This is a genomic window from Magnetospirillum sp. 15-1 (assembly GCF_900184795.1).
GTDB lineage: Bacteria > Pseudomonadota > Alphaproteobacteria > Rhodospirillales > Magnetospirillaceae > Phaeospirillum.
The window spans coordinates 85,744-109,779 of the sequence record NZ_FXXN01000021.1 but is presented as its reverse complement, the minus strand read 5'-3'; the positions used below and the strand labels follow the sequence as shown (position 1 = coordinate 109,779).

32 protein-coding genes are annotated in these 24,036 nt (G+C 65.7%); 24 read left to right on the top strand and 8 right to left on the bottom strand.

Features of this window, described 5'->3' with window-relative positions; all coding sequences use genetic code 11:
- The first annotated feature begins 27 nt into the window (after positions 1-27).
- The 5 genes from CP958_RS07465 (at position 28) to CP958_RS07445 (ending at position 5,243) form a co-directional block, all read left to right on the top strand.
- A complete protein-coding gene (locus CP958_RS07465; RefSeq protein ID WP_096701452.1) occupies positions 28-255 on the top strand; it encodes a hypothetical protein in 228 nt (75 codons plus the stop codon).
- Positions 256-395: 140 nt separating this feature from the next.
- On the top strand, positions 396-623 hold the full coding sequence (locus tag CP958_RS26895) for a DUF6511 domain-containing protein (RefSeq protein WP_242442792.1): 228 nt from the start codon (positions 396-398) through the stop codon (positions 621-623).
- Positions 624-634: 11 nt separating this feature from the next.
- A complete protein-coding gene (locus tag CP958_RS07455; RefSeq protein WP_096701352.1) occupies positions 635-1,432 on the top strand; it encodes a hypothetical protein in 798 nt (265 codons plus the stop codon).
- Positions 1,429-2,733 (top strand): AAA family ATPase, encoded by a 1,305-nt coding sequence (locus CP958_RS07450; protein WP_096701351.1) that lies wholly within the window; start codon positions 1,429-1,431, stop codon positions 2,731-2,733. The genes CP958_RS07455 and CP958_RS07450 overlap by 4 nt, the downstream gene beginning before the upstream one ends.
- A complete protein-coding gene (locus tag CP958_RS07445; protein WP_096701350.1) occupies positions 2,730-5,243 on the top strand; it encodes a VapE domain-containing protein in 2,514 nt (837 codons plus the stop codon). The genes CP958_RS07450 and CP958_RS07445 overlap by 4 nt, the downstream gene beginning before the upstream one ends.
- 16 nt (positions 5,244-5,259) lie before the next feature.
- Here CP958_RS07445 and CP958_RS07440 read toward each other — a convergent pair whose 3' ends face one another.
- Positions 5,260-5,823 (bottom strand): hypothetical protein, encoded by a 564-nt coding sequence (locus CP958_RS07440; RefSeq protein ID WP_096701349.1) that lies wholly within the window; start codon positions 5,821-5,823, stop codon positions 5,260-5,262.
- Positions 5,824-6,356: 533 nt separating this feature from the next.
- Between CP958_RS07440 and CP958_RS07435 the strand changes: the two genes are divergently transcribed.
- The 4 genes from CP958_RS07435 (at position 6,357) to CP958_RS07420 (ending at position 10,582) form a co-directional block, all read left to right on the top strand.
- Positions 6,357-6,824: a hypothetical protein gene (locus CP958_RS07435; protein ID WP_096701348.1), complete on the top strand. Its 468-nt coding sequence runs from the start codon at positions 6,357-6,359 to the stop codon at positions 6,822-6,824.
- Positions 6,821-7,300: a DUF6362 family protein gene (locus tag CP958_RS07430; protein WP_096701347.1), complete on the top strand. Its 480-nt coding sequence runs from the start codon at positions 6,821-6,823 to the stop codon at positions 7,298-7,300. Before CP958_RS07435 ends, CP958_RS07430 begins: the two co-directional genes overlap by 4 nt.
- Positions 7,301-7,640: 340 nt before the next feature.
- Positions 7,641-9,311 (top strand): DNA cytosine methyltransferase, encoded by a 1,671-nt coding sequence (locus CP958_RS07425; RefSeq protein WP_096701346.1) that lies wholly within the window; start codon positions 7,641-7,643, stop codon positions 9,309-9,311.
- A 2-nt stretch (positions 9,312-9,313) separates the two neighbouring features.
- Positions 9,314-10,582, top strand: a complete 1,269-nt coding sequence (locus CP958_RS07420) for a site-specific DNA-methyltransferase (protein ID WP_096701345.1) — start codon at positions 9,314-9,316, stop codon at positions 10,580-10,582.
- On the opposite strand, the gene CP958_RS07415 is transcribed toward CP958_RS07420, so the two are convergent.
- Positions 10,569-10,778 carry a hypothetical protein gene (locus CP958_RS07415; RefSeq protein WP_009870814.1) on the bottom strand — a complete coding sequence of 70 codons (210 nt, stop codon included), beginning with the start codon at positions 10,776-10,778 and terminating at the stop codon, positions 10,569-10,571. The two genes, CP958_RS07420 and CP958_RS07415, sit on opposite strands and share 14 nt — an antisense overlap.
- Before the next feature lie 2 nt (positions 10,779-10,780).
- Entirely contained in the window at positions 10,781-10,945 is a 165-nt protein-coding gene (locus CP958_RS26300; RefSeq protein ID WP_170958883.1) for a hypothetical protein, read from the bottom strand.
- A 91-nt stretch (positions 10,946-11,036) separates the two neighbouring features.
- Here CP958_RS26300 and CP958_RS07410 point away from each other — a divergent pair, with 91 nt between their 5' ends.
- The gene (locus CP958_RS07410; protein WP_096701343.1) at positions 11,037-11,246 is read left to right on the top strand and encodes a hypothetical protein; all 210 of its coding nucleotides are present in this window, start codon (positions 11,037-11,039) and stop codon (positions 11,244-11,246) included.
- A gap of 66 nt (positions 11,247-11,312) precedes the next feature.
- Positions 11,313-11,582 (top strand): HU family DNA-binding protein, encoded by a 270-nt coding sequence (locus CP958_RS07405; RefSeq protein WP_170958882.1) that lies wholly within the window; start codon positions 11,313-11,315, stop codon positions 11,580-11,582.
- Positions 11,583-11,752: 170 nt separating this feature from the next.
- Here the strand turns inward: CP958_RS07405 and CP958_RS07400 are convergent, their stop codons facing one another.
- The 3 genes from CP958_RS07400 to CP958_RS07390 all read right to left on the bottom strand — a co-directional run bounded on the left by CP958_RS07400 (position 11,753) and on the right by CP958_RS07390 (position 12,860).
- Positions 11,753-11,950 carry a hypothetical protein gene (locus tag CP958_RS07400; RefSeq protein WP_096701342.1) on the bottom strand — a complete coding sequence of 66 codons (198 nt, stop codon included), beginning with the start codon at positions 11,948-11,950 and terminating at the stop codon, positions 11,753-11,755.
- A gap of 11 nt (positions 11,951-11,961) precedes the next feature.
- On the bottom strand, positions 11,962-12,537 hold the full coding sequence (locus CP958_RS07395; RefSeq protein ID WP_096701341.1) for a DUF3489 domain-containing protein: 576 nt from the start codon (positions 12,535-12,537) through the stop codon (positions 11,962-11,964).
- Between the two features lie 101 nt (positions 12,538-12,638).
- Complete coding sequence (locus CP958_RS07390) at positions 12,639-12,860, bottom strand: hypothetical protein (protein WP_096701340.1); 222 nt, start codon at positions 12,858-12,860, stop codon at positions 12,639-12,641.
- Between the two features lie 99 nt (positions 12,861-12,959).
- Here CP958_RS07390 and CP958_RS07385 point away from each other — a divergent pair, with 99 nt between their 5' ends.
- Genes CP958_RS07385 through CP958_RS07345 form a run of 9 tightly spaced genes read left to right on the top strand, consistent with a single transcriptional unit; the run spans position 12,960 to position 21,017 of the window.
- A complete protein-coding gene (locus CP958_RS07385; RefSeq protein ID WP_096701339.1) occupies positions 12,960-13,508 on the top strand; it encodes an elements of external origin in 549 nt (182 codons plus the stop codon).
- A complete protein-coding gene (locus tag CP958_RS07380; protein WP_096701338.1) occupies positions 13,474-15,432 on the top strand; it encodes a phage terminase large subunit family protein in 1,959 nt (652 codons plus the stop codon). Before CP958_RS07385 ends, CP958_RS07380 begins: the two co-directional genes overlap by 35 nt.
- Positions 15,433-15,434: 2 nt before the next feature.
- Entirely contained in the window at positions 15,435-15,644 is a 210-nt protein-coding gene (locus tag CP958_RS07375) for a hypothetical protein (RefSeq protein WP_096701337.1), read from the top strand.
- Entirely contained in the window at positions 15,641-17,440 is a 1,800-nt protein-coding gene (locus CP958_RS07370) for a phage portal protein (protein WP_242442791.1), read from the top strand. Before CP958_RS07375 ends, CP958_RS07370 begins: the two co-directional genes overlap by 4 nt.
- A complete protein-coding gene (locus CP958_RS07365) occupies positions 17,437-18,645 on the top strand; it encodes a S49 family peptidase (RefSeq protein ID WP_096701336.1) in 1,209 nt (402 codons plus the stop codon). The genes CP958_RS07370 and CP958_RS07365 overlap by 4 nt, the downstream gene beginning before the upstream one ends.
- A 12-nt stretch (positions 18,646-18,657) precedes the next feature.
- A complete protein-coding gene (locus CP958_RS07360; RefSeq protein WP_096701335.1) occupies positions 18,658-19,047 on the top strand; it encodes a head decoration protein in 390 nt (129 codons plus the stop codon).
- 16 nt (positions 19,048-19,063) lie between these two features.
- Positions 19,064-20,086: a major capsid protein gene (locus CP958_RS07355; protein ID WP_096701334.1), complete on the top strand. Its 1,023-nt coding sequence runs from the start codon at positions 19,064-19,066 to the stop codon at positions 20,084-20,086.
- A gap of 2 nt (positions 20,087-20,088) precedes the next feature.
- Entirely contained in the window at positions 20,089-20,385 is a 297-nt protein-coding gene (locus tag CP958_RS07350) for a hypothetical protein (RefSeq protein ID WP_096701333.1), read from the top strand.
- Positions 20,382-21,017 (top strand): DUF6441 family protein, encoded by a 636-nt coding sequence (locus CP958_RS07345; protein ID WP_096701332.1) that lies wholly within the window; start codon positions 20,382-20,384, stop codon positions 21,015-21,017. The genes CP958_RS07350 and CP958_RS07345 overlap by 4 nt, the downstream gene beginning before the upstream one ends.
- 9 nt (positions 21,018-21,026) lie before the next feature.
- Here CP958_RS07345 and CP958_RS07340 read toward each other — a convergent pair whose 3' ends face one another.
- Positions 21,027-21,548, bottom strand: coding sequence for a GNAT family N-acetyltransferase (locus CP958_RS07340; RefSeq protein WP_197706344.1), 522 nt, complete (start codon positions 21,546-21,548; stop codon positions 21,027-21,029).
- Positions 21,545-21,826 carry a DUF1778 domain-containing protein gene (locus CP958_RS07335; protein WP_096701330.1) on the bottom strand — a complete coding sequence of 94 codons (282 nt, stop codon included), beginning with the start codon at positions 21,824-21,826 and terminating at the stop codon, positions 21,545-21,547. Before CP958_RS07335 ends, CP958_RS07340 begins: the two co-directional genes overlap by 4 nt.
- Positions 21,827-21,891: 65 nt before the next feature.
- Between CP958_RS07335 and CP958_RS07330 the strand changes: the two genes are divergently transcribed.
- From CP958_RS07330 to CP958_RS07315, 4 genes are read left to right on the top strand one after another with little or no spacing between them, the layout of a single operon-like run.
- Complete coding sequence (locus CP958_RS07330) at positions 21,892-22,320, top strand: acyl-CoA transferase (RefSeq protein ID WP_096701329.1); 429 nt, start codon at positions 21,892-21,894, stop codon at positions 22,318-22,320.
- Between the two features lie 26 nt (positions 22,321-22,346).
- Complete coding sequence (locus tag CP958_RS07325) at positions 22,347-23,306, top strand: phage tail tube protein (RefSeq protein ID WP_096701328.1); 960 nt, start codon at positions 22,347-22,349, stop codon at positions 23,304-23,306.
- Between the two features lie 2 nt (positions 23,307-23,308).
- Positions 23,309-23,824 carry a hypothetical protein gene (locus tag CP958_RS07320; protein ID WP_096701327.1) on the top strand — a complete coding sequence of 172 codons (516 nt, stop codon included), beginning with the start codon at positions 23,309-23,311 and terminating at the stop codon, positions 23,822-23,824.
- A 26-nt stretch (positions 23,825-23,850) separates the two neighbouring features.
- On the top strand, positions 23,851-24,036 hold the full coding sequence (locus CP958_RS07315) for a hypothetical protein (RefSeq protein ID WP_096701326.1): 186 nt from the start codon (positions 23,851-23,853) through the stop codon (positions 24,034-24,036).

The following is a 24,036-nucleotide window of genomic DNA, read 5'->3' as shown; positions in this document are numbered from 1 at the left end:
CCCGTCAGCCCGGCGGGCGGCCCCACTATGACCGATGACGAATGGCAGGCGCATGTGACGCGCCAAGCGGCAAAGGCGATCGGCGAATGGCTCGAGGCACGCGGAAGACTGCACCAGCCCATCAGGGTTCTCGCCCTGTGGGAGCTGGAGGCCATGGCCCAAGCGGCCATCAGCAGCTTCGTGGTGCTGGGCTGTTCCCGGATCAAGGAGGAACCCGGCCAGCACCCGGACCTGACTCGGTTCTTGCTGGCCTGACCCTGTGCGCGGTGTGCAGCCGCGAGGCCAAGGGCTTCGGCTACGTCCACCGCCTGCGCCACGACCAATACCCGTTTCATCGCTTCTGTTCCCGCCGCTGCCAGGAGGCAGGGGCAAAGATCGCAGGGGATCACCACGGCATGATCGACAAGACCGCCCGCGAAACCCAGGCCATCAAGGATGCCCGCCCGCTCTTCGCCGAGGCACTGACGGCGCTTGGCCTGATGGAGCATTTCTTCAACCGCTCCGCCGCCGACATCGACCGGCTGATCGAAGCCGCCATCACCGGCTACGTGGACTCCATGCAGCGCCAGGCGGGCGTCAAGGAACGCACCGGCACTCCCTTCGACGATCCCATCCCGTTCTGAAGGCCGCCGCCATGCTCGACCTCAACCACGGCTCCGGCTGCCAGTACCAAGCCCCGGCCCGCGATCCCGGCATCACCATGGCGGTGAATACCGCCATCGATGCCGCCTTGGTGGTGCGCAACCGGGCGCAGGTGGCCCGCCAGTATGTCAGCACCTCGGGTATCGGCCGGGAATGCCTACGCCAGATCCAATACGACTATCTGGCCGTGCCCAAGGACGAGGGCCGGGATTTCGAGCCGGCGACCTTGCGGATCTTCGAGGCCGGGCATCGCGGCGAGGACGTGGTGGCGGCGTGGCTGCGGGGGGCGGGCTTCGATCTGCGCACCGAGCGCCGCGATGGGCGGCAGTTCGGCTTCTCGGCGTTGGGCGGTCGGTTCAAAGGCCACATCGACGGCTGCCTGGTCGGCGGGCCGGTGGCCATGGACTATCCCACCCTGTGGGAGAACAAGGCGCTGGGCGTGTCGTCGTGGAAGGACGTGGTCAAGCGCGGAGTGGTGCTGTCCAAGCCGGTCTACGCCGCCCAACTTGCCCTCTATCAGGCCTATATGGACCTGCCGGCCCCGGCGCTGTTCACCGCGCTCAACCGCGACACCTGGGAAATCCACTGCGAGCTGGTACCGTTCGACGCCGCCTTGGCCCAGACCATGAGCGACCGTGCAGTCCAGGTGGTGCAGGCCAGCGATGCCCAGGAGCTGCTGCCCCGCGCAGTCGCCGAACGGACATCGGTGGTGTGCCGCGGCGGCAAGACCAGTAGTGGCTGGCACGGCACATGTTCCTGGCAGGACCGCTGCTGGGGGGGCTGCCGATGAGCGATATCACTCCGTCCGACACGCAAGGACGCGCCATCGCCACCATCCGCCAGTGGTTTGAGACCGGGACGGAGCGGCAGCCGGTGTTCCGGCTGTTCGGATTCGCCGGCACCGGCAAGTCCACCGTCCTGAAATTCGCCCTCGACGATCTGGGCCTCAGCCCCCATTCCGAGGATTGCCCCGGCGTGGTCACCGCCACCTTCACCGGCAAAGCCGCCCTGGTGTTGCGGCGCAAGGGCACCCCGGCTCGCACCATCCACAGCCTGATTTACAGTGTCGTCGAGGCCACCGACGAAGAGATCGCGGAAGCCCAGAATCGGATCAATCAGGCTGAGCTTGATGCCCGATCTCTGATCGGCTTCGACCGCACCGCCACCGAGGCCGCCATCGAGGCCATGCGCCAGGGCTTGCGCGACATGAAGAAGCCGCGTTTCGCCCTCAATCCCGACAGCCCCGCCGCCAGCGCCAGGCTGATCGTGCTGGACGAGGTGTCCATGGTCGGTGAAGAGATGGCCCGCGACCTGATGAGCTTCAAGCGCCCCATCCTGGTGCTGGGCGACCCCGGCCAGTTGCCGCCCATCAAGGGCGAAGGCGCATTCACTCAGGCGGCCCCCGATATCATGCTGACCGAAATCCACCGCCAGGCCGCCGAGAGCGCCATCATCCGCCTCGCCACCCTGGCCCGCGAAGGCCGCCCCATCGGCTTCGGCCAGTACGACGACCATGCCTGGAAGATGCGGATGGCCGACGTCACCCCGCAGCAAGCCTTGCGCGGTGGTCAGGTGATCTGCGGCCGCAACGCTACCCGGTTCCAGTTGAATCATGCACTGCGCTATGCCGCCGGTTTCGGGGGATCGTATCTGCCCACCGGTTCCGACGAGAAGGTGATCTGCCTCAAGAACCAGAACGATCTCGGCCTGATCAACGGCATGTTCCTGACACTCTCGGACATCGTTGACGAGGGCAGCGTCTATTTCTCGGCCGTCGTCACCGACGAGGAAGGAACACCCATTGGCCCACCCGCCAAGGACGGCAAGCCGGGGCGGTTGCTGCTCTACAAGGGCCATTTCGAAGACCATGTCGCCCTCGACCCGAATCGCCATGACCGTGATTGGCGCGACAAGAAGAAGCTGACCGAGGCGACCTTCGGCTGGGCTATCACCTGCCACAAGGCGCAGGGATCGCAGTGGGAGAACGTCATCGTCTGGGACGACGGCCTCGGCCGCACCGAGCAGGATCGCCGCCGCTGGCTCTACACCGCCATCACCCGCGCCGAGCGGGGGCTGGTGATCCTGGCATGATCGATCTCAATGACGTTTGGCTGGCGCCAGCCCGGCATGATCTGGATGATATCCGCGACCGCCTGGCCGCCACCGCGCAGGATTGGCTGCCGGGGCTGTTTCCGCAGGCGCGGTGGTCGCAGGACTGCCGGACGTTGCGCTGTGCCGACCTGTCGGGCCGTGCCCCGCGCAAGGAAGGCTCCTGCATCCTGCATCTGGCTGGCAGCCATGCCGGGTGGGGCTTCGACCACGCCACCGGGGAAAGTGCCGGCCCCATCGACCTGATCCACCACGCCACCGGCCTGTCCGACCGTGAACTGTTCGAGGAAGCGGCGCGGCTGGCCCGCATGCATCTGCCCGCGCCACCCCGAGCCAACATCCCGAAGCCCACCCATGACCTGGAGGTGGCCCGCATCGTTGGTTCCGCCCAGCCGCTGACCGGAACCGTGGGCGAGACCTATCTCCGCCACCGTGGTGTCGGCGACCCTGGTTCGCCGGATCTGCTGTTCCACGACGATCTGGCCGATTTCGACAGCCGCCGGGGCTGGCCGGGGCTGGTGGGAATCGTGCGCGACGGCACGGGCAAGCCCACAGGCGGCATCCACCGCACCTTCCTGCTGGACGACGGATCGGGCAAGGCCCCGCCAGCTAAGAAGATGCTCGGCCCGGTGGCGGGCGGTTCCGTGCGTCTCGCTCCCATTCCCGCCGATGGCCATCTCGGTATCGGCGAGGGTATCGAGACCGCGCTGTCGGCCTGGGCCATCTTCGGCATCCCCACCTGGGCGGCCTTGTCGGCGGGCAATCTGCGCGACTGGCAATGGCCGGAGGGGACCACCCGCGTCACCATTTTCGCCGATGCCGGCGAGGCCGGTCAGCAGGCAGCCCAGGTTCTGGCCGAGCGGTTGACCGCTACCAGCATCACGTCCACCATCATGTCGCCCCTGCATGGCGACGACTTCAACGACGATCTGCTCAAGGGGGCCGTCGACGCACATTATAATAGTGACTCGGTCGCGTCCGATCAGCCGCTGCCGCCGACCGGCTTCGACGACCTCTATGCCGCCGCCCTGGCGCTGACCTTTCCGCCCGACATGGGCGACCTCGGGCGGCTGCTCGGCCACATCGCCCAGGCTCGCCTCGATCCCGTGACCGAGCGCCAAGTGCTGGTCGCCATCAAGGCCACCACCCGCATCCCGGTGTCGGTGACCGAAAAACAGATCAAGGATCTGCGCCGCCGCATCGGCCCCGTCGGCATGCCGTCCGTCCGCCCGGCGTGGTTCAACCAGCTTCGCACCAGCCCCGACGGAATCCCTGAGCGCAACGAGGCCAACGTCATCACCGCCCTGTCGAATGACGAAGCCTTCGCCGGGGCACTGATCTTCGACGAATTCCGCCAGGAGATCGTCGTCAATCGGCCGTTGCCCTGGGATGACCACAACAAGGCCACCATTCCCCGCCCGTGGTGCGAAGCCGACGACATCCGCTGCGCCGAATGGCTCCAGCGCCGCGACATCAATGTTTCCTCCCTGGTGGTGGCTCGCACTATCGGCGCCGTCGCCCGCGACATCCGCGTCCATCCGGTGCGCGAGTACCTGACGGGCCTGAAATGGGATGGCGTGCCCCGTCTGGAAGCCTGGGCCGTCACCTATCTTGGTGCCGCCGACACCCGTCTGTCTCGCGCCTTCGGTTCGCTGTGGGTGCTGTCGGCGGTGGCCCGCGTCATGGACCCAGGGGCCAAGGCCGATCAGGTGTTGATCCTCGAAGGCCCGCAGGGTGCCAAAAAATCGACGGCGCTGAAAACGCTGGCCGGGGCCGACTGGTTCACCGACGAGCTGGCCGAGATCGGCAGCAAGGACGCCGCCCAGCAGACGCGCGGCGTGTGGATCATCGAGATCGCCGAACTGGATGCCATCGGCCGCGCCGAGGTGTCCCGGATCAAATCGTTCCTGTCCCGCTCGGTCGATCGCTATCGTCCGCCTTACGAACGCTACGTCATCGACGTGCCGCGCCAATGTGTGTTCGCCGGCACCGTCAATCCCGACACCTATCTGCGCGACGAGACCGGCAATCGCCGCTTCTGGCCCGTCCGCTGCGGCAAGATCGACATTGATGCGCTCCGCCGTGACCGAGACCAGCTTTGGGCCGAGGCCATGGTCTGGTACGCCAATGGCGTGAAGTGGTGGATCGAGGACGAAGAAACCAAGCACATGGCCGAAGCCGCTCAGGAGGAACGCTACCAGGGCGATGCCTGGGATGGCCTGATCGACCGCTGGCTGGTCTACGACAAGGAGCGGATCAATTACGGCAATGGCGCCTACGACGACTGGCGCGACGTGGAGGTTGCCCGGCCCGAACCGCTCGCCGACGTGTCCGTGGCGGAAATCCTGGGACAGGCTATCGGCATCGAACCTGGGCGTTGGACCAAGGGCGACCAGATGCGTGTCGGCGCATATCTCAAGGCACGCGGTTGGGAGCGATACCGTTGCCGCATCAACGGCTCCCTCGAATGGCGCCACAGGTACCCTGGTTAGGCCGGGCCGAAACCGGTCAGTTCCCGCTGGAATACATCTCCAGATCTTTCACTCCGCCCGTCTGCGGAAAGGTGATGATGCCCCCAAACGCCGCCATTTTGCGAACTGATGGCTGTTCGACGGCCATGTCGCTGGTGAACGGCTTGAAGGTGTTCATCGCCAGCAGTTCGCTGAATTCGGCCTGCTCGATGCTGAAGTTGAGGCTCCGCCCGTAGCCCCACAGAACACCCCTCAGTGTGATTCCGGTGCAGAGCGTCTTGCTCACATACTGCCCATTCTCGATGCTGTACCGATAGGGTCGGCACTGGCGGGGCGTGATGTTGACCGCTCGCCGGTCATCCAGGCGAAGGCCGTCGACCTTGGCCTGATCGATAATCGCTCCATCCCCTTGCCGCACGGTCATCACCAGGGAGTAGGCCGAGGCATCCGTTCCCGACGGGACAATCTCGGCGGTCACCAAACGCCCCGGTCGATTGGGCTGCTCCACCTGATGGGAACAGGCCATCGGAAGCGCCAGCACGAATAGAATGCCAAGCAGGCGGGCGGATCGCGTCCCCCAGGTCACAATCGCTTCAGCCATGCCGCCACATCCCCAGACAGTTCCCGATCGACGATGCGACGCACAGTAGCGCGCCCAGGTTGAGCGTCAACGGCTTGCCGCCATAGACCGCGTCGCCCGTTCCCACCTGTGGTCGATTGTTCCCACCTGAGGCCCCGGCTTTCCCGATGGGCAGCCAATTCGACGGCGCTCTGTTCCCACCTGTTCCCACTTCACGATTCAGGTAGGAACGGCCGGAAGCCGCAGAAACCCTGCCTGTTCTTACCGTTCCCACTGTTCCCACCTTGTTGGAGACTCATTTTTGGAAAAGAAAAATACGCCACTAAGGTGGTATAACGCAGTCGCAGATGCAGGCGATAATTTGTAAATTTGTTTTCCTGGGAAAAAGTTTTGAAATGACATTCCAGGTGGGAACATGGGAACACGCCTTCCCACCTTACGAAAACCTCCGTATCTCTACGATGCCGACAGGACGCCGCTTGAACGACGGCCCCACGGGCAATAGCCTTTCCCTCGACCAAAGCCGAAGGCCCACAACCTCGTGAGCCTTCACCATGACCACCATCCTCGCCCTTGATCTGGGCACCACCACTGGCTGGGCCATGCGTCTGGCCGATGGTTCCGTCGTATCCGGCACCATGGAATTCAAGCCCGGCCGCTATGAAGGCGGCGGAATGCGCTTCTTGCGTTTCCGGTCCTGGCTCGACCATCTTGAATTCGCCGCCAAGAAGATCGACCTCCTGCATTTCGAGGAAGTGCGTCGCCATGCCGGGACCGATGCGGCCCACATCTATGGTGGCTTCCTCGGCCATCTCACCGCTTGGTGCGAACTGAAACACATCCCGTACCAGGGTGTACCGGTCGGGACCATCAAGCGGCACGCCACCGGCAAGGGCAATGCGGGCAAGGACGCTGTCATCGCCGCCATGCGGGCACGCGGCTTCAACCCCGAAGACGACAACGAGGCCGACGCCCTCGCCATTCTGTCCTGGGCCATCGACACCCAAGGCGGTGTGCGATGAACTGGACGCCGTCCCTGGTTGAGGAACGTCTCGCCGAAGCCGCCGATACCCTGCGCCGTCTGCCCGAAGTCCGGGTTCAGGGGCACGCCAGCATATGGCCGCCCTACATCCAGGAATGCTGGTCGGCGGAAGATGTGAGGCTCCGCCGTCCGCCGCCCTCGGCCGCCGCCATCACCCGCATGGACGAAACCTTGCCCTGGCTGCGCCATCTCGATCCCGCCGATGCCCGGATCGTCTGGCTGCGGGCCGACGGAGATCCGTGGAAGGTGATCTGCTGGAAGGTCGGCATGACCCGTTCCGCCGCCCACCGCCACTGGCTGTTCGCGCTATGCGTCATCGCCTGGACGCTTAACGGGCGGCGCATCCCCCGTCACATCTCCAAGGTCGATCTGATCGCCCGAACCAAGGCAGCGGAGGAAAGCGAAAAGTGTATCGAGACATCGCAGGCCGCGACAGGAATGGCCGGTCTGGGGTAAATGTAGTCCCATGCTCGCGAGGGGCGGCGAAGACGATCATCAAATGATCCGCCGCTCGCCGCTGGCGAAAGAATAGAACAGGCCAGGGCAAGGCGGCGCGGATATCGCGGGTCCTCCCTGGCGCTTTCGCTATGCGGGCGGCCCCAGCGCCCGATTTCGCTAGCGACAGCCGAAAAATCTAGGCTACCACCCCGTACCAGTTACCACCCCGGAAGGCGCGCAAGTCCCAAGGACATCGCGCCTTTCACGCTTTCGGGCGGGGTGGTACGGGGGGCGGTAGCCAGCCCGGTAGCCGCCTTCCGGCTACCACCCCTGTACCACCCGTACCACGGCTACCACCATGCAACTTGCTCTCACCGAGCCGGTATCCCCGGCGCTCGGCTCCATGCCGCACGCCCAAGGGTTGGTTTACGGCTCAGTGTGCAGCGGAATCGAAGCGGCGACGGTGGCCTGGGAGCCGCTGGGTTGGCGGCCAGCCTTCTTCGCCGAGATCGAACCATTCCCCTCCGCCGTGCTGGCGCACCATTACCCCACGGTGCCGAACCTGGGCGACATGACCGCCATCGACGGTGCGGCGTGGCGGGGCAAGATCGACGTGCTGGTGGGCGGCACGCCCTGCCAGGCCTTCTCGGTGGCGGGCCTGCGCAAGTCACTGGATGACGCCCGAGGCAATCTTGCCCTCAAATTCGTGGAACTCGCCGATGCCATCGCCCCGTCATACGTGCTTTGGGAAAACGTCCCAGGCGTACTCACCACCCGCGACAACGCCTTCGGATGCCTTCTGGGCGGACTGGCCGGAGAAGATGGTCCGGTTGTCCCGCCAGGGGGCAAATGGTCGGACGCTGGTGTTGTCGTTGGACCCGCGCGCACAGTCGCGTGGCGGGTGCTCGACGCCCAATATTTCGGCTTGGCCCAACGCCGCCGCCGTGTGTTCGTTGTCGCAGGTGCTGGAGACCGGGCAGATCCCGTCGCGGTACTTTTTGAGCGCCAAGGCCTGCGCAGGGATTCTCCGCCGAGCAGAGAAGCGGGGCAAGGCGCTGCCGGTTCGACTGCATGCCGCGCTTATGGCGGCAACAACACCTCCGGCCCCATCGACGTCGCCACCGCTCTGAACGCCTGCGCCTCGGCCAGCGGACGAATGGATTTCGAGAGCGAAACCTTCGTCGCCACCACCTTGCGGGCCCGCGACCTGTCCCGTGGCGTCAATAGCGACTGCACCGACACGCTGATCGCCCACACCTTGCGGGCCAAAGCGAATCTTGCCCATCGGCCCGACATCGACACCCTGGTTACCCATTCCCTGCGCGGCGAGGGTTTCGACGCCTCGGAGGACGGCACCGGACGCGGCACACCGCTGGTGCCGGTGGTGATCCCCATTCAGGAGGCCGGTGCCCGCACCGGCATCAGCACCACGGACGTACGTGCCGGAATCGGTGTCGGCAGTGATGGCGATCCCATGTTCACCTTGCAGGCGGGCAAGCAGCACGCCGTGGCGTTCAACCTGCGTGGCCGCGACGGTGGGGCGCAGGCCGAAATTGATGCCGACAACATCGCCAGCCTACGTGCGGCCAGCGGCGGCTCCAGCCGCAGCTATGTCGCCTTCGCCCAAAATCAGCGGGACGAGGTTCGTCCTCTGGATGTTGCGGGTGCCTTGGCGGCGGAGCCGGGAACCAAACAGCAGACCTACGTGGCGTTCGACTGCAAGGCCGGCACCGGGTTCCAGACGATCAATGCCGACGGTGTCACCCCGACCCTGCGGGCCATGTCGGCTCAGGGCAGAGAGAATGGCGGTGGCCAGTTGGCGGTCCAGCACGACATGGCAGTGCGCCGCCTGACGCCCCGCGAATGTGAACGGCTGCAGGGCTTTCCCGACAATTACACCCGCATCCCGTGGCGCGGGAAGCCTGCGGACAGGTGCCCCGACGGCCCAAGGTATCGGGGGCTGGGGAATTCCATGGCTGTACCGGTGATGCGCTGGATCGGCAGCCGCATCCAGGCCGCAGGAAAATGACAATGACCCATCCGCTTCCCGATACGGTCGAGGCTTGGCCCATCGACCGGCTGATCCCCTTTGGCCGCAATGCGCGGACCCATTCGGACGGCCAGGTCGCCCAGATTGCCGCCAGCATGGTCGAGTTCGGCTGGACCAATCCGGTGCTGGCCGACAGCAATGGGAACGTCATCGCCGGGCATGGCCGACTGGCCGCCGCCAAGTCCCTGGGGCTGGACACGGTGCCGGTGGTGATTCTCGATCATCTGACCGAGGCCCAGCGCCGCGCCTACATCCTGGCTGACAACAAGCTGGCCCTGAACGCCGGATGGGACGACGAAACCCTGGCGGCGGAACTGCACGCGCTGAACGCCGAAGGCTACGACCTCGACCTGATCGGCTTCTCCGCCGAGGAACTGGACGCCTTGATGGCGCCCCTCGACGACGAAGGCGATGGAGATGGCGAGGCTGGGGAAGACGAAATCCCAGAGCCGCCCGCCGATCCGGTGACGCGGCCCGGTGATCTGTGGGTCTTGGGCCGCCATCGCTTGCTTTGCGGCGACAGTACCAGCGCCACCGATGTGGAGCGCCTGCTGGCCGGGGCTGTGCCGCACCTGATGGTGACCGACCCTCCCTATGGCGTCGAATACGATCCCACCTGGCGTAACGAGGCCGGGGTTTCATCCTCGGCCCGCACCGGCAAGGTGGCCAACGATGACCGCGCTGACTGGCGGGAAGCCTGGGCGTTGTTCCCCGGCGAAGTGGCTTATGTCTGGCACGCGGCCATCTTCGCCAAGACGGTGGCCGAAAGCCTGGAGGCCAACGACTTCAAGATTCGCGCCCAGATCATCTGGTCGAAGAATCGCTTCGTTCTGGGGCGTGGGGATTACCACTGGCAGCATGAGCCCTGCCTATACGCCGTGCGCAAGAATGGCACCGGCCACTGGCAGGGGGCACGCGATCAGGCTACCGTTTGGGCCATTGGTAATAACGGTGATGAAGACGAGGCCACGGTCCACGGCACCCAGAAGCCGGTGGAATGCATGCGGCGCCCGATTCTCAACAACAGCGCCGAGGGCGACGGGGTGTATGAGCCGTTCGCGGGTAGCGGCACCACGGTGATCGCGGCCGAGACCACCGGTCGCATCTGTTTTGCCATGGAGTTGAACCCGGCCTATGCCGACGTGATCGTCGGCCGCTGGCAGAAGCTGACCGGAAGCAAAGCCATCCTGGAGGGTGATAACCGGTGTTTCGACGACATCGCCGCCGGGAAGGTGGTCAGCGCCGGGTGATCCGGCGAAGGGAATGCTGGTACTTGGCGTCGGTGGGCTTCCAGTTCAGCGGCTTGCAGCCGAGGCGTAGGTCGCGCTCCCAGAATTCGAGGATCTGCTGGTTGCTGTAACCCTTGCCCCGGAAGTATTCGAAGTCGCTTTGCGACCACTGAGGATGGGCCTTCAGGGCGGCGGTGGGGCGGACGGTCAGGGCCATGATCACTTCGCCTTCTGGCCGGCGGCGTAGGCCGCTTCCAGGGCCTTCTTGATCTGCCAGACCGCCAGTTCGTGGAAGTCGAGGCGATCGCTGTTCCGGGTGTTCAGGGTTTCGAAGCCAAGGATCTGAGTAGCGATCTCGGTCAGGGCTTGGTCTCGGGTCTTCATGCTCTTGGCCTCCGTTGTGCGGGGACCAATAACGCTCTGTTCCGCAGGCTTATCAAGTCGATTAATCAATCAATTTCAATTGATTAGTAAAATGCGCCAGAGCCGCAGCATGTCGCTGGTGGAAGCCGTTACCAACGTTGTCATCGGCTACGTTCTGGCGGTGGCAACGCAGATGGTGGTGTTCCCGATATTCGGTATTCACATCGCCCTGGCCGACGACCTTGCCATCGGCACCATCTTCGCTCTGGTGTCCCTGCTGCGCGGTTTCGTGCTGCGGCGGGCCTTTGAGGCTCTGCGCTGAGGACTTGGATTCGTGCGACAGCGAATCTACTGTGCCTCATTGATGCCCGGAAAGGATTCGTTAACCATGTCCAAGTCTGCCCTGTCCAAGTCTGTCCGCGAGGCCACCGGTTGTACGGTCGCCCAGGCCGATGCCGCCGTCGAGGCCATGCTGTCCACCATCGTCGAGGGCGTGAAGAAGGATGGCAGCTTCCGTCTGGTCGGTTTCGGCAATTTCAGCAAGGCCGAGCGCGCCGCGCGTCAGGGCCGCAATCCCAAGACCGGCGAGGCCATCGAGATCGCCGCCTCCACCAGCATCAAGTTCAGCACGGCGGCGGCTTTGAAGAAGTCGCTGTAAGTCATGGCCGTCAACCCCGAGCATGTGGCCCGTGCCGCGAATGATCTGCTGGATCACTATGGTCGGGCCGCTCTTGATGTCGCCAAAACGCAGGTGGACCGAGCGTCGAGGGCCGGTGATATGCCAGCCCTCGATCAAGCCCTGATGGTCCTGACCGAAATCGAGCGCCATCAGGACACTTCGTCCACGCCGGTGACATAGGAATCGCCCTTGTTCCAGGACCCTTCGTCGAGTTCCCACTCGGTGTCGGCGCTCTCAAACAGCTTCTCGAAGGCCACCGTTCCAGCCTGTTCGGGTGATTCGGCATCAACGTCAACGAAAGTGCTTTCGGTGACGTCGCGAGTGATGATCACTCTGTAGCGGGGCATCGCCGATCTCCTCAGTCTTGGATGCGATACACGCGACCGCGCCCATCGACCTTCTCGCTGGTGACCGTCAGGTCCAGCTTCTTCTTCAAAGCCCCGGCGATGGCCCCGCGAATCGTGTGTGCCAGCCAGCCGGTAGCCTCCATGATCTCGGCGATGCTGGCCCCCTCGGGGCGCTTCAGCATGGCGATCAGGGCTTCCTGCTTGGTTCCCTGACGCATCTTGCGGACGGGTTGGCCTTCCGTGGCGGTGTCCGGGCTTTCGGGCGAGGTTTCCGGCTGGTCGGCCATGTCCGTTGCCGGTTCCTCTTCCGAGCCCGTGTCCGCGCCCGTGTCGGCGACAATGCCCAACGCCTCATAGGCGGCGGGCGCAGCCCGCAGGGTCAGCGCATTGCCGTCCTCGTCCTCGCGCCAGACCGGTGCGCCGGGTTCGGCGGGGATTTCCTCGGCCAGTTCCTTCTTGATCAGGCTGTTCAGCACCATGTTTACCGCGCCGCCCTTCAAGGCGGCGGTGACCGGCAGCAAGAAGCCGCCTTCGCGGGCGCAAGCGGCGGAAAGAATGACGGCCTGAGTGTCGGAAAGCTGGGTCATGGGGTGGTCCTCCAAGGATGGCGCGGGTCGATCCCGCCGCCTGTACCACCCCGAGCCCCGCCAGCTTGAAGCCGGTCGGGGCGGATGGAAAAAGCCGTCGATCAGGTGGCGAATTCACCTTCCTGGAAAGCGCTGTCGGTGATGTTTTTCAGCGTCTCGGCGTAATGGGCCATCGTCCCGGCATGGCCCCAGGTGATCTCGTCGGGCGTCCAGTTGAAGTGGTCGTCGCTCAAGCTCTGTAGCCGGGCCAACATGGCGTCGAATTCGGCCTTCTTGGCGAGGAAGGCGTCGATGGCCTGGGTGTTGTCGCTGCGCTTCGTCATGGTTCCCTCCGGTGTTCGTGGGACCATCCATCGCTCTGCCGGGCGATGACATCAACTCGATAAGTCGATCATTTCATTGCTTTCTGCGGGGTTCCGGCCATGGGACTGTCGATACGCGCCTATGCGCGGCATCGCGGGGTCAGTCACGTCTCCGTGCTAAGGGCCGCCAAGGCTGGACGCATTTCCCAGGAGCCGGACGGCACCATCGACCCGGTCAAGGCCGACGCCGCCTGGGATGCCCAGACCGATCCGGCCCGCAAGGCTCCGCCCACTTCGCCGGAGAAGGCCACACTGATTCCGCCTGCGACCCAGGCATCCCCGTCACCACCGCCCCAGCGCGATTCTCTGCCCTCGACAGGTACCAACTTCACCCAGGCCCGCACCGCTCACGAGGTCGCCAAGGCACAGAAGGCCCGCATCCAGGTGCAGCGTCTGAAGGACGAGGTCATCGACCGCGCCAATGCCCTGGCCCTGGTGTTCAAGCTGGCCCGCCAGGAACGCGATGCCTGGGTCGGCTGGCCCGCCCGTGTTGCCGGGTTGATGGCGGCGGAGGCCGGGATGGACCCGCATGTGATGCAGGTTTTGCTGGAAACCCACGTCAGGGCGCATCTGAATGAGCTTGCAGACATCAAGCCGGACTTCCGCTGAGTTCGACGGCGCGGATCTGATCCTGTCGGCCTGGAGCGACGGTCTGCGGCCCGATCCGCTGCTGACCGTGTCGGAATGGGCCGACCAGCACCGGGTCCTGTCGTCGCGCGCTTCCGCCGAACCGGGCCGCTACCGCACCAATCGCACGCCGTATTTGCGCGAGATCATGGACTGCCTGTCGCCATCCCATCCCTGCCGACGGGTGGTGTTCATGAAGGGGGCCCAGGTCGGCGCCACCGAGGCGGGCAACAACTTTCTCGGCTTCATCATCCACCACGCCCCCGGCCCGGTGCTGGCGGTGCAGCCCACGGTCGAGATGGCCAAGCGCAATTCGCGCCAGCGCATCGATACCCTGATCGATGAAAGCCCCATCCTGCGGGAACGGGTCAAGCCGGCCCGCTCGCGCGACGCCGGCAACACCATGCTGTCCAAGGACTTTCCCGGCGGCACATTGGTGATGACCGGGGCCAACAGCGCGGTGGGCCTGCGCTCCATGCCCGCCCGCTATCTGTTTCTCGACGAGGTCGACGCCTATCCGGCCTCCGCCGACGAGGAGGGCGACCCGGTGGCGCTGGCCTGCGCCCGCATGGCCACCTTCGCCCACCGGGCCAAGGCGTTCCTGGTCTCAACGCCCACCATTCGTGGGCTGTCGCGCATCGAGCGGGAATTCGAAGCGTCCGACCAGCGCCGCTTCTTCGTGCCGTGCCCCCATTGCGGCGAAATGCAGTGGCTGAAGTTCGAGCGGCTGCGCTGGGACAAGGGTCAGCCGGGCAGCGTCCGTTACGTCTGCGAATCCTGCGACCAGCCGATCAGCGAATCGGCCAAGGCCACCATGTTGGCGGCAGGCGTTTGGCGGGCCACGGCGGTGGCCGAGGATCCCGGCACCGTCGGCTTCCATATCTCGGCGCTGTACTCGCCGCCGGGCTGGCAATCCTGGGAAAGCATCGCCCGCATGTGGGAAGCAGCTCAAGGCAATGACGACGCGCTCAGGGTGTTCCGCAACACGGTGCTGGGGGAAACCTGGGTCGAGTCCGGCGAGGCCCCCGATTGGCAGCGGCTCTATGACCGCCGCGAGACCTGGGCCAATGGCACGGTGCCTCACGGCGCCCTATTCCTCACCGCCGGGGCCGATGTCCAGAAGGACCGCGTCGAGATCGATGTTTGGGCCTGGGGCCGTGGCCTGGAAAGCTGGCTGGTCGACCATATCGTCATCGACGGCGGCCCCGAAAAGGCCGAGACCTGGACGAGCCTGGAAGAGGTGCTCGGTCGCATCTGGAAGCACGCCAACGGCGCCGCCCTGAAGATCGCCCGCCTCGCCATCGACAGCGGTTACGAATCCTCGGCGGTCTACACCTGGGCTCGCCGGATGGGCGTCGGCCAAGTCTCGCCCATCAAGGGCGTCGAGGGCTTCAACCGCTCCAGCCCGGTCTCCGGCCCCACCCTGGTTGACGCCACCGAGGGCGGCAAGAAAATCCGCCGTGGCGCCCGGTTGTGGATCGTGGCGGTCTCCACCTTCAAGGCGGAAACCTACCGCTTCCTGCGCCTGGAGCGCCCCACCGACGAGGAATTGGCCGAGGGAATCCGTTTCCCGGCCGGAACGGTGCATCTGCCATCGTGGACGGATTCGGAGTGGTGCAAGCAATTCGTGGCCGAGCAGTTGGTGACGGTCAAGACCCGACGCGGCTTCTCGAAGCTGGAATGGCAGAAGCTGCGCGAGCGCAACGAGGCGCTGGATTGCCGGGTCTATGCCCGCGCCGCCGCCTGGATCGTCGGCGCCGACCGCTGGTCGGAGGCCAAATGGCGGGATCTTGAGAAGCAGGTGGCGATGAACGACCGGCTTCCCGCCAGTGACCCGGAGGCCGGGCAGATCCGCCGCACCGTCCGTCGCCCCCGGCGGATCATCAAGTTCAGCGGGATGCACTGATTATGACCCTCGACGAAATGAAGGCTGAGCGCGAGCGCGTTCTGGCGCGACGCAACTCACTGGTGGCTCGCGTCACGGTTGGCGACCGCACCGTCCAATACGACCTCACCCAGGCTAACGATGTCCTGGCCGATCTCGACCGCCGCATCGCCATGCTGGAAGGCAAGAAGCCGCGGCGGCGCATCCTGGCTGTTGCCAGCAAGGGATTATGACCATGTTGTCGGGCCTGCGCAGAAGGATCGGCGCCCTGATTGGCGGGTTCGAGGCTGCCCAAGGCAGCCGTCGGCTCAAGGGCTTCCAGCCCAGCCGCGCCCATGTCAACACCCTGATCGCGGCTGCCGGTTCCGACATCACGGCGCGAGCCCGCTATCTGGTCCGCAACAACGGCTACGCCCTCAACGCCGCCGAAAGCTGGACCGGCAATGCCGTCGGCACCGGCATCAAGCCTTCGTCGCTGATCGCCGACAAGGATCTGAAGACCTGGGTGCAGCAGTTGTGGCTGGCCTGGACCGACGACTCCGACGCCGAGGGCCTGACCGATTTCTACGGCCAGCAGCGCCGGGCCGCCCGCGAGGTGTTCATCGCCGGGGAGGTGTTCTTCCGCCTGCGCCCGCGTCGGCCCGAGGACGGCCTGACGGTGCCGTTGCAGCTTCAGATGCTGCCCTCGGAGATGCTGCCGCTGACCCGAACCGAGGTTCTTCCCAGCGGCAACGTCATCCGCCAGGGCATCGAGTTCGACCGCATCGGTCGGCGGGCGGCCTATTGGTTCCTGCGCCGCCATCCCGGTGATTTCACCGACCCCGGCATGGTCGGCGAAATGGTGCGCGTTCCGGCCGCCGAGATCATCCACGTCATCGACCCGGTGGAATCCGGCCAGCTTCGCGGGGTGTCGCGGCTGGCCCCGGCGGTGGTGAAGCTGTTCCTGCTCGACCAGTACGACGACGCCGAGTTGGAGCGCAAGAAGATCGCGGCCATGTACGCCATGTTCGTGACCTCACCGGCCCCCGCCGACGTGATCGACATGGTGCCCGCCGATGACGGTTCCGGCGACCGCATCGTCGAGGTCCAGCCCGGCCAAGTGGTGCCCTTGGAGCCGGGCGAGCAGATCCAGACCTCGGCTCCCGCCGATGTCGGCGGTTCCTATGAGCCGTTCGAGTACCGGACGCTGCTGCAGATCTCCGCCGCCACCGGCATCCCCTACGCCTACCTCAGCAACGACATGCTGAAGGCCAATTACTCCAACTCGCGCATGGCGCTGCTGGAGTTCCGCCGTCGGGTCGAGGCGTGGCAGCACTCGGTGATGGTCCATCAGATGTGCCGGGTGGTCTGGCAGCGCTGGCTGGACGTGGCCGTTCTGTCCGGGGCGCTCGACATTCCCGGCTATGAGCGCAACCGGGCCGGCTTCATCGCCTGTTCCTGGCTGCCGCCGAAATGGGACTGGGTCGATCCGCTGAAGGATGCCAAGGCCGAGATCGAGCAGATAGGCGCTGGCCTGAAAAGCCGCACCCAGGCGCTGGCCGAGCGCGGCTTCGACGCCGAACAGGTGGATGCCGAGATCGCCGCTGATCGGGAACGCGAACAGCGGCTGGGGCTGGTGTTTGGTGCCACGCCGTCGGCCGCTCCCACCCATGACACCAGCCCCATCAGCCGGAGGATGGATATGAGCGAACGCGTCTTCAGCATCGACACCGTCAGTGAGGTGACTGGGATTTCACGAGCGAACCTCCACCAGATGATTTACCGCAGGCATTTCGTGCCCATTCACAGCACTCGAAATGGCGTTGCTCGTGACTTCACACTGCGGGACATGGTGCATCTCGCCGTCGTTTCCGATCTGCGCTCCATCGGCATCGATCTCCGGCAGGCGGTGAATATGGTCGGCTCCTCGGCTGACGGCACGGCGGGACGGGATATTGTCACCTGCCGCAGCGGCGAGATCGAAATCACCGTCGATGTCGCCCGCATCACCGAACGTATCCGCGACAGGATGGCAGGGGAGCGGTCATGACCGACCTCCCGCATCTCGCGGCCCGCCTCTACGGCACGCCGCTGCTGGTCGCCCGCAGCAAGCTGGACGTGATCCTGGGTGCCCTTGGCCCCCGGCTGGCCGGGCAGCCCATTTCCTTCGACGGTGACGCAGCTTCGACCGGCGATGTCGTGGTCACCACCGACGGCATCGCCATCGTGCCGGTGATCGGCACCCTGGTGGCGCGCTCGGGCTACCTGGGCGCCGCCAGCGGCCTCACCGCCTATTCCGACATCGCCGAGTCCATCGAGGCGGCGGCCACCGATCCTGGCATCCGCGCCATCCTGCTGGATGTGGATTCCTCGGGTGGCGAGGTGGGCGGTCTGTTCGATCTGATCGACCACATCCAGGCCATCCGCACCCAATGCGGTAAGCCCATCTGGGCGGTAGCCGATGAGGCGGCACTGTCGGCCGCCTATGCCATCGCCTGCACCGCCGACCGAATCTATGTGACCCAGACCGGCGAGGTCGGTTCCATCGGCGTGGTGGCGGTCCACCGCGACGAATCGGGGGCCGATGCCCAGGCGGGGCTGGCCTGGAGTTTCATTCATGCCGGGGCGGCGAAGGTGGATGGCAATCCCCATCAGCCGCTGTCGGACTCCGCCCGCGCCACGCTCCAGGCCGACGTGGATGCCCTCTACGGAAAGTTCGTTGCCCTGGTGGCCAAATGCCGCAAGCAGCCGCCCGAGGCGATCCGCTCCACCGAGGCCACCGTCTATCGCGGCGACCAGGCGGTGGCTGCCGGACTGGCCGACAAGGTCGGCACCCTGCGTGTCGCCCTGGCCGATCTCGGTGCCAGTCTGGCCCGTCCCACCGTTTCCCGTCCCATCGCCGCCCGAAAGGAAGTCCCGATGTCCGAATCCCAGGGGGGTGTCCCCGTTCTGGCTGCTGTGCCGCAGTCGCCCGCCCAGGCCAACGCCGATCTGGAGCAGCGCCTGCGCGCCGAATATTCCGAGATCAGCGCCATCGCCGCCCAGGCCGCCCGCCTGGGTGTGGCCATCGATCCCGCCGAGGCCATGGCCAAGGGCATCCGCCCGGAGGCGCTTCGCCGCACGGTGCTGGATCAACTGGCCGAACGTTCCGACGCCACCGACGTGGTCGCCGCCGCCCCGGCGGGGGCCACACCCAAGGCTGAAACCGAAAGCCCCATCGTCCGGCGTGCCCGCGAAGCCGCCGCCCGCCAGTAAGGAACCGCCACCATGCCGACGTTGACCGCCCCGCCCACCCTGGGCGACCTGCTGAAATTCGAGTGCAATGCCAGCTATGGCCGCGAGACCGTGACTCTCAAGGCCGGCACCAACTATTTGCTCGGCTCCGTGCTCGGCAAGGTCTCCGCCAGCGGCGAATACCGCCTGTCTCCCGCCGCCGAGGTGGTGGGTGATGAAGGCGCCGAGGTGGCCTTGGCCGTCCTGCTGGAAGCGGTGGATGCCACCGATGCCGCCGTCACCGGCCTGATCGCCGCCCGTGGCCCGGTCATCCTGGCCGAAGGCGCCTTGGCGTTTGACGCCTCCGTCGATCAGCCCGCCGAACGGGTTGCCAAGATTGCCCAGCTTTCTGCCCTGGGCCTCGTCGCCCGCACCACCGCTTGACGCACCGAGGAAACCCATGAACGCCATCATCAATCCCTTCGACGTGGGCGGCTACTCGCTCGCCGAAATGACCCAGGCCATCAACATTCTGCCCAACCTCTACACCCGGCTCGGCCAGATGGGGCTGTTCCGCTTCGAGGGCGTCACCCAGCGCTCGGTGATCATCGAGCAAGCCGAAGGCGTCCTCAACCTGCTGCCCACCGTGCCGCTGGGCGGCCCGGCCACCGTTGCCAACCGCGACGCCCGGAGCATGCGCTCCTTCACCGTGCCGTGGATTCCCCATGATGATTCCATCACGCCCCAGGACGTCCAGGGCGTGCGCGGTTTCGGCGTCGCCGATGCCGCCGATCCGCTGGCCACCGTCATGGAGCGGAAACTGACTCGCATGCGGAGCAAGCACGCCCAGACCCGCGAGTTCATGGAGGTCAACGCGCTCAAAGGCGTCGTCCGTGACGGTGCTGGCAGCACCCTCTACGACTACTTCAGTGAATTCGCCCTGAGCCGCCAGCAGGTCGATTTCACCCTGGGCACCGCCACCACCAACGTCCAGGCCAAGATCCGCGACGTGCTGCGCAAGGTCGAGACCGAGCTGAAGGGCGAGACCATGACCAGCGTGCTGGCCCTGGTCAGCCCGGAATTCTTCGACAAGCTGATCGGCCATGCCAAGGTCGAGCAGGCCTACCAATACTATTCCTCGACCGGCGCCCAGCCGCTACGGGAAGATGTGCGCCGTCGTTTCCCCTTCGCCGGCATGGTGTTCGAGGAATACAGCGCCACCGTCACCCTCTCCACCGGCCAGACCGAAACCCTGATCCCGGCGGGCGAGGGCATCGCCTTCCCGCTCGGCACCATGGATACTTTCGTCACCTATGGCGCCCCGGCCAATCTGATCGAGACGGTCAACACCCTGGGCGTTCCCATGTACGCCCGGCAGCTTGCCCGCCAGGACGGCAGCGCCATCGACGTCAAGACCGAGGCGTCCATCCTGCCGGTCAACAAGCGCCCGCGTCTGGCGGTGCGGTTGTTCTCGGGCAATTGAGCATGACCGCCTTTGCCGACGCCCTCGACGACCTGTTCGCCGATCCGAACATGGCCGTCACCGTCAGCTACCAGGGCCGTCCCGTGCGCGCCCTGGTACGGCGGCCTGACCGCGACATCGAGTTCTCCGACATCACCGTGCAGACCAGTACGGCTTTGTTCGAGATTCGGCGGCGGGACGTCCCGGCACCCCAGGCGGGGGATGTGATCGTCCACGATGGCGACAGCTTTGTCGTTCAGGGCGAACCCCGCCTGGATGCCGAGCGGCTGATCTGGACCTTGGACACGAGACCGGCATGAAACTGGCGGCGGCTATTTCCGGCGATCTGCGCAAGATCATGGCCGAGGAGGTCAAGGAAGCCGAGGATGCGGTCACCGCCGCCATGCGCCAGGCCGCCGACGGGCTGAAGGCGGATCTTCGCCGCCAGGTCACCGAGACGGGCATGGGCCAGCGCCTCGCCAACACCTGGCGGGCCGAGCTGTATCCCAAGGGCCAAAAGAGCATCAAACCGGCGGGCTTCGTCTTCACCAGGGCACCGACCATCATCCGGGCCTTCGACCAGGGGGCGGTGATCAAGTCCAAGCATGGCTTCTGGTTGGCGATTCCCACGCCTGCCGCCGGCACCGGTGCCCGAGGCAAGCGCATGACGCCGGGCCTATGGGAACAGATGCACGGCAGCCGCCTGCGATTCATCTATCGCCGAGGCGCGCCCTCGCTGCTGGTGGCCGAGAACATGCGGGCCCGCACCGGCAAGCGGGGAGGCTTCGCCAAGGGCAGTGCTTCGGCGCTGCGCACCGGGCGCGGGCTGGCCAGTGTGGTGATGTTCATCCTGGTGCCGCAGGTCAGTTTGAAGAAACGCCTCGACGTGGATGGTGCCGCCGAGCGGTGGGCTTCGGCGCTGCCGGAGCTGATCGTCAGGAATTGGCGGTGATCATTCCGATCACTGCACCGATTTGGCAGCACCACCATGGATGGCCATGAACATCCGTCTTTGTGGTCCCCGCAGGGACTGGAACCCGAACGCCGAGTAGAATCCTTGGGCACCATCGTCGATGGGGTCAACGACGATCACCGACATGGCGACCGTCTCCGCCGCCACCTTGGTCTTCTTGACGGCATCAGCCAGCAGAACACTGCCCAGACCCTGTCCAGCAGCGGCCAGATCAACGGCGAGGCGCCCGATCAGTGCCGCCGGAATGGGATGTCGCGGTAGGCGCTTCTCCATTGCTGGCGGCAGGTCAGCGGCGACCACCGTCGCGGCGCTGAGGGTGAAGAAGCCGAGGATATGCTCGGGCCGATCCGGCATGACGGCCACGAACACCCGTGCGGTATTCCGCCGGACATCCTGGCTGGCCTGCTCGTGGATATAGCGGTCGAGGGACTCATTGCCGCAAGAGAAGGACGAGCGATCATGATGGGATTCAAGCGGCTCGATCTGGATGGAATCGGTGGCGAGACTCACCGGCGCACGACCCGCGAATGCTCCTCGAGCGCCTTCTGGAGCTTCTCGTTCGGCTCGGGCGGATTGAGCAGCAGTTCCTGAAAACGCTCCCATTCCTCAGCATTGAGCGCAATGACCTCGTGCTCGCGCACCACCGCATCCGCCTTCTGCAAGGCGACATCGACCACGAAGTCGGTGAGCGTCTTGTCGGCATAGGCGGCGGCCCGTTCCAGCTTCCGCTTCGATTGCGGGCTGAGACGAATGCTGATGCGCTCCTGGCGCTGGGCAGTCCTGGGCATGATGGCGGCTCCAATTGATGCCTCAAATATGTACGCCTTATTGGCGCACGTTTCAAGGATTGCCCATGCCGAGTGTCCGCGAACAGATCCTCGCCGCCCTGCTGGCGCGGCTGGAAACGGTGCCTGGCGCCACGGTCAAACGGGAAGCGCCGCTACCCGAAACGGTCCCGGCGGGTGGACTGATCATCCTACGCGACGGCGATCCCGGCGACCCGGAGGTGGTGCTGTCGCCCGTCACCTATCTCTGGGAACACCAGACCGAGATCGAGGTCATCCTCCAGCGCGGCCAGGACGACGATAGTGCCGCACTGGATGCTTTGCTGATGGCGGTGGGCGACGCCCTGGCCGCCGACCGTTCCCTCGGTGGTCTGGCTGAAGGACTGGATTGGGGCGCCCCCAAGACCTCCGGTCTCGCCATCGGCGGAGCTGCCGCTCTGCGCGGCGCCATGGTGCCGATCTCCATCCATTACGCCAGCCCAGATCCGCTGGGCTGATTTCCAATCCATCAAGGATTCCGATCATGGGCAAGACTCGGGCCTACGGCGCCGATTGCATCCTGCTGGCCGCCTTCGAGACGGCTTACGGCACCCCGCCTGCCGACGGTTATGGGCGGTTGTCGTTCAAGGAATCGAGCCTGGGGGCCGAGCGCCCTCTGGGCTCCGACCCGCTGCTGGGCCAGGGCCGCGACGCCCAGGACCCGTTCTATGAAGCGGTCAAGGACGAGGGCGATATCGGCGTGCCGCTGGATGTGCGGGCGCTGGGGTTCTGGCTGAAGGGCCTGTTCGGCGCGCCCGCCACCGCCGACAACGGTGATGGTACCTTCGACCATGTCTTCACCTCGGGCGGCACGCTACCCAGCCTCGCCATCGAGATCGGTCATGTCCAACTGGCGGCGCCGAAGTTCTTCCGCCATGGCGGCGCCAAACTGGACAAAGTGTCCTTCGACATGGCCCGTTCCGGCGCCGCCAACGCCACCATCTCGGTGATCGCCCAGGGAGAGACCGAAGCGGCTGCCACCATCGACACCACCCCATCGACCTTCGCCCTGAAGCGGTTCAGCCAGGGCAGCGGCACCATCCGTGTCGGCGGCAGCCAGCTCGCCAACGTGGTCGGCGGCAAGATGGCCTTCTCCAACAATCTGGAGCGGGTCGAGACCATCCGCGCCGACGGCCTGATCGACGGCGTCGATGAGACCGAGGCCACCGCCGAAGGCTCGGTGGACATCCGCTTCGGCATCGACACCACCCTGACCGCCGCCATCGCCGCCGAGAGCCCGGTGGCGATGGAATACGGCTTCACCATCCCCGGCTCGGTCTTCGCCCTGACCTTCCATCTGCCTCGGGTGTTTCTGCCGAAAAAGAAGCAGGAGATCAAAGGCCCCGGCGGCATCCAAGCCAGTTACGACTGGCGGGCCGCCCGCGACCCGGTGGCGGGGTATCTGCTCCGTGTCACCCTGGTCAACGACGTGACGGGGTACTGATCATGATCCGACTCTCCCTGCCCAAGGAGCCGTACTGGCTCGATCTGCCCCATGGCGTGCGGGTGTTCGTCCGTCCCCTGACCACGGCGGTGTACGAGGCCGCCCGGTCGCGCGGCTGGCGCATGGCGCGAGCCATCGCCGCCGAGCATGCCGATCTGAAAGCCGCCGGGGCCGATATCACCGGCCTGCCGGACCTATCCGACGAGGACGCCCTGGCCGGGCTGTCGCAGATGCTGTTCGCCCAAGGTTTGGCCCGGTCGGCCATCACCAAATGGGAAGGCGTGCTGGACGAGGCCGATCAACCGGCAGAGGTCTCCGACACCGCCATCGCCGAGTTGATGCAGCTTCCCCGCATGGCCGAGTCCTTCGTCGTCCAATACACCGAAACCCATGAAGCGGTCATCGCCGAGGGAAACGTCTCCAGGCCCGCGCCGAATGGCACTTCGGCGGCGGGCCTGACTATTGCCGAGGCTGCGGTGGAAACTGCGACTGTCCCTACGACCGCAACGCCCCCCTGACCGAGGCGGGTTGGCAAGCCTGGGAATTGCTGACCGGGGCCATCGGCGCCATTCGTATCGGCCCGCGTGGCGGCATCACCGGTCTCGACCTTCCGGCTCTGCTGATCCAGGCCCAGACGCTGGGTTACGACCGACCCCTGCTGGCGCGGCTGCTGCCCTTCGCCGAGCGGGGCATGGTGGCCGGTTCCGGCAAGGTTCAAACCGAGACCTGA

What these genes read in the sequence shown, in the direction of transcription:
- CP958_RS07375 (WP_096701337.1), top strand. Translation starts at nt 15,435, where the DNA reads ATGACCCTCGACGAAATGAAGGCTGAGCGCGAGCGCGTTCTGGCGCGA.
- CP958_RS07390 (WP_096701340.1), bottom strand. Translation starts at nt 12,860, where the DNA reads ATGACGAAGCGCAGCGACAACACCCAGGCCATCGACGCCTTCCTCGCC.
- CP958_RS07405 (WP_170958882.1), top strand. Translation starts at nt 11,313, where the DNA reads ATGTCCAAGTCTGCCCTGTCCAAGTCTGTCCGCGAGGCCACCGGTTGT.
- CP958_RS07465 (WP_096701452.1), top strand. Translation starts at nt 28, where the DNA reads ATGACCGATGACGAATGGCAGGCGCATGTGACGCGCCAAGCGGCAAAG.
- CP958_RS07430 (WP_096701347.1), top strand. Translation starts at nt 6,821, where the DNA reads ATGAACTGGACGCCGTCCCTGGTTGAGGAACGTCTCGCCGAAGCCGCC.
- CP958_RS26300 (WP_170958883.1), bottom strand. Translation starts at nt 10,945, where the DNA reads ATGAAGACCCGAGACCAAGCCCTGACCGAGATCGCTACTCAGATCCTT.
- CP958_RS07320 (WP_096701327.1), top strand. Translation starts at nt 23,309, where the DNA reads ATGATCCGACTCTCCCTGCCCAAGGAGCCGTACTGGCTCGATCTGCCC.
- CP958_RS07325 (WP_096701328.1), top strand. Translation starts at nt 22,347, where the DNA reads ATGGGCAAGACTCGGGCCTACGGCGCCGATTGCATCCTGCTGGCCGCC.
- CP958_RS07355 (WP_096701334.1), top strand. Translation starts at nt 19,064, where the DNA reads ATGAACGCCATCATCAATCCCTTCGACGTGGGCGGCTACTCGCTCGCC.
- CP958_RS07365 (WP_096701336.1), top strand. Translation starts at nt 17,437, where the DNA reads ATGACCGACCTCCCGCATCTCGCGGCCCGCCTCTACGGCACGCCGCTG.
- CP958_RS07330 (WP_096701329.1), top strand. Translation starts at nt 21,892, where the DNA reads ATGCCGAGTGTCCGCGAACAGATCCTCGCCGCCCTGCTGGCGCGGCTG.
- CP958_RS07370 (WP_242442791.1), top strand. Translation starts at nt 15,641, where the DNA reads ATGACCATGTTGTCGGGCCTGCGCAGAAGGATCGGCGCCCTGATTGGC.
- CP958_RS26895 (WP_242442792.1), top strand. Translation starts at nt 396, where the DNA reads ATGATCGACAAGACCGCCCGCGAAACCCAGGCCATCAAGGATGCCCGC.
- CP958_RS07360 (WP_096701335.1), top strand. Translation starts at nt 18,658, where the DNA reads ATGCCGACGTTGACCGCCCCGCCCACCCTGGGCGACCTGCTGAAATTC.
- CP958_RS07450 (WP_096701351.1), top strand. Translation starts at nt 1,429, where the DNA reads ATGAGCGATATCACTCCGTCCGACACGCAAGGACGCGCCATCGCCACC.
- CP958_RS07440 (WP_096701349.1), bottom strand. Translation starts at nt 5,823, where the DNA reads ATGGCTGAAGCGATTGTGACCTGGGGGACGCGATCCGCCCGCCTGCTT.
- CP958_RS07400 (WP_096701342.1), bottom strand. Translation starts at nt 11,950, where the DNA reads ATGCCCCGCTACAGAGTGATCATCACTCGCGACGTCACCGAAAGCACT.
- CP958_RS07345 (WP_096701332.1), top strand. Translation starts at nt 20,382, where the DNA reads ATGAAACTGGCGGCGGCTATTTCCGGCGATCTGCGCAAGATCATGGCC.
- CP958_RS07395 (WP_096701341.1), bottom strand. Translation starts at nt 12,537, where the DNA reads ATGACCCAGCTTTCCGACACTCAGGCCGTCATTCTTTCCGCCGCTTGC.
- CP958_RS07385 (WP_096701339.1), top strand. Translation starts at nt 12,960, where the DNA reads ATGGGACTGTCGATACGCGCCTATGCGCGGCATCGCGGGGTCAGTCAC.
- CP958_RS07435 (WP_096701348.1), top strand. Translation starts at nt 6,357, where the DNA reads ATGACCACCATCCTCGCCCTTGATCTGGGCACCACCACTGGCTGGGCC.
- CP958_RS07380 (WP_096701338.1), top strand. Translation starts at nt 13,474, where the DNA reads ATGAGCTTGCAGACATCAAGCCGGACTTCCGCTGAGTTCGACGGCGCG.
- CP958_RS07420 (WP_096701345.1), top strand. Translation starts at nt 9,314, where the DNA reads ATGACCCATCCGCTTCCCGATACGGTCGAGGCTTGGCCCATCGACCGG.
- CP958_RS07350 (WP_096701333.1), top strand. Translation starts at nt 20,089, where the DNA reads ATGACCGCCTTTGCCGACGCCCTCGACGACCTGTTCGCCGATCCGAAC.
- CP958_RS07455 (WP_096701352.1), top strand. Translation starts at nt 635, where the DNA reads ATGCTCGACCTCAACCACGGCTCCGGCTGCCAGTACCAAGCCCCGGCC.
- CP958_RS07445 (WP_096701350.1), top strand. Translation starts at nt 2,730, where the DNA reads ATGATCGATCTCAATGACGTTTGGCTGGCGCCAGCCCGGCATGATCTG.
- CP958_RS07410 (WP_096701343.1), top strand. Translation starts at nt 11,037, where the DNA reads ATGCGCCAGAGCCGCAGCATGTCGCTGGTGGAAGCCGTTACCAACGTT.
- CP958_RS07425 (WP_096701346.1), top strand. Translation starts at nt 7,641, where the DNA reads ATGCAACTTGCTCTCACCGAGCCGGTATCCCCGGCGCTCGGCTCCATG.
- CP958_RS07335 (WP_096701330.1), bottom strand. Translation starts at nt 21,826, where the DNA reads ATGCCCAGGACTGCCCAGCGCCAGGAGCGCATCAGCATTCGTCTCAGC.
- CP958_RS07415 (WP_009870814.1), bottom strand. Translation starts at nt 10,778, where the DNA reads ATGGCCCTGACCGTCCGCCCCACCGCCGCCCTGAAGGCCCATCCTCAG.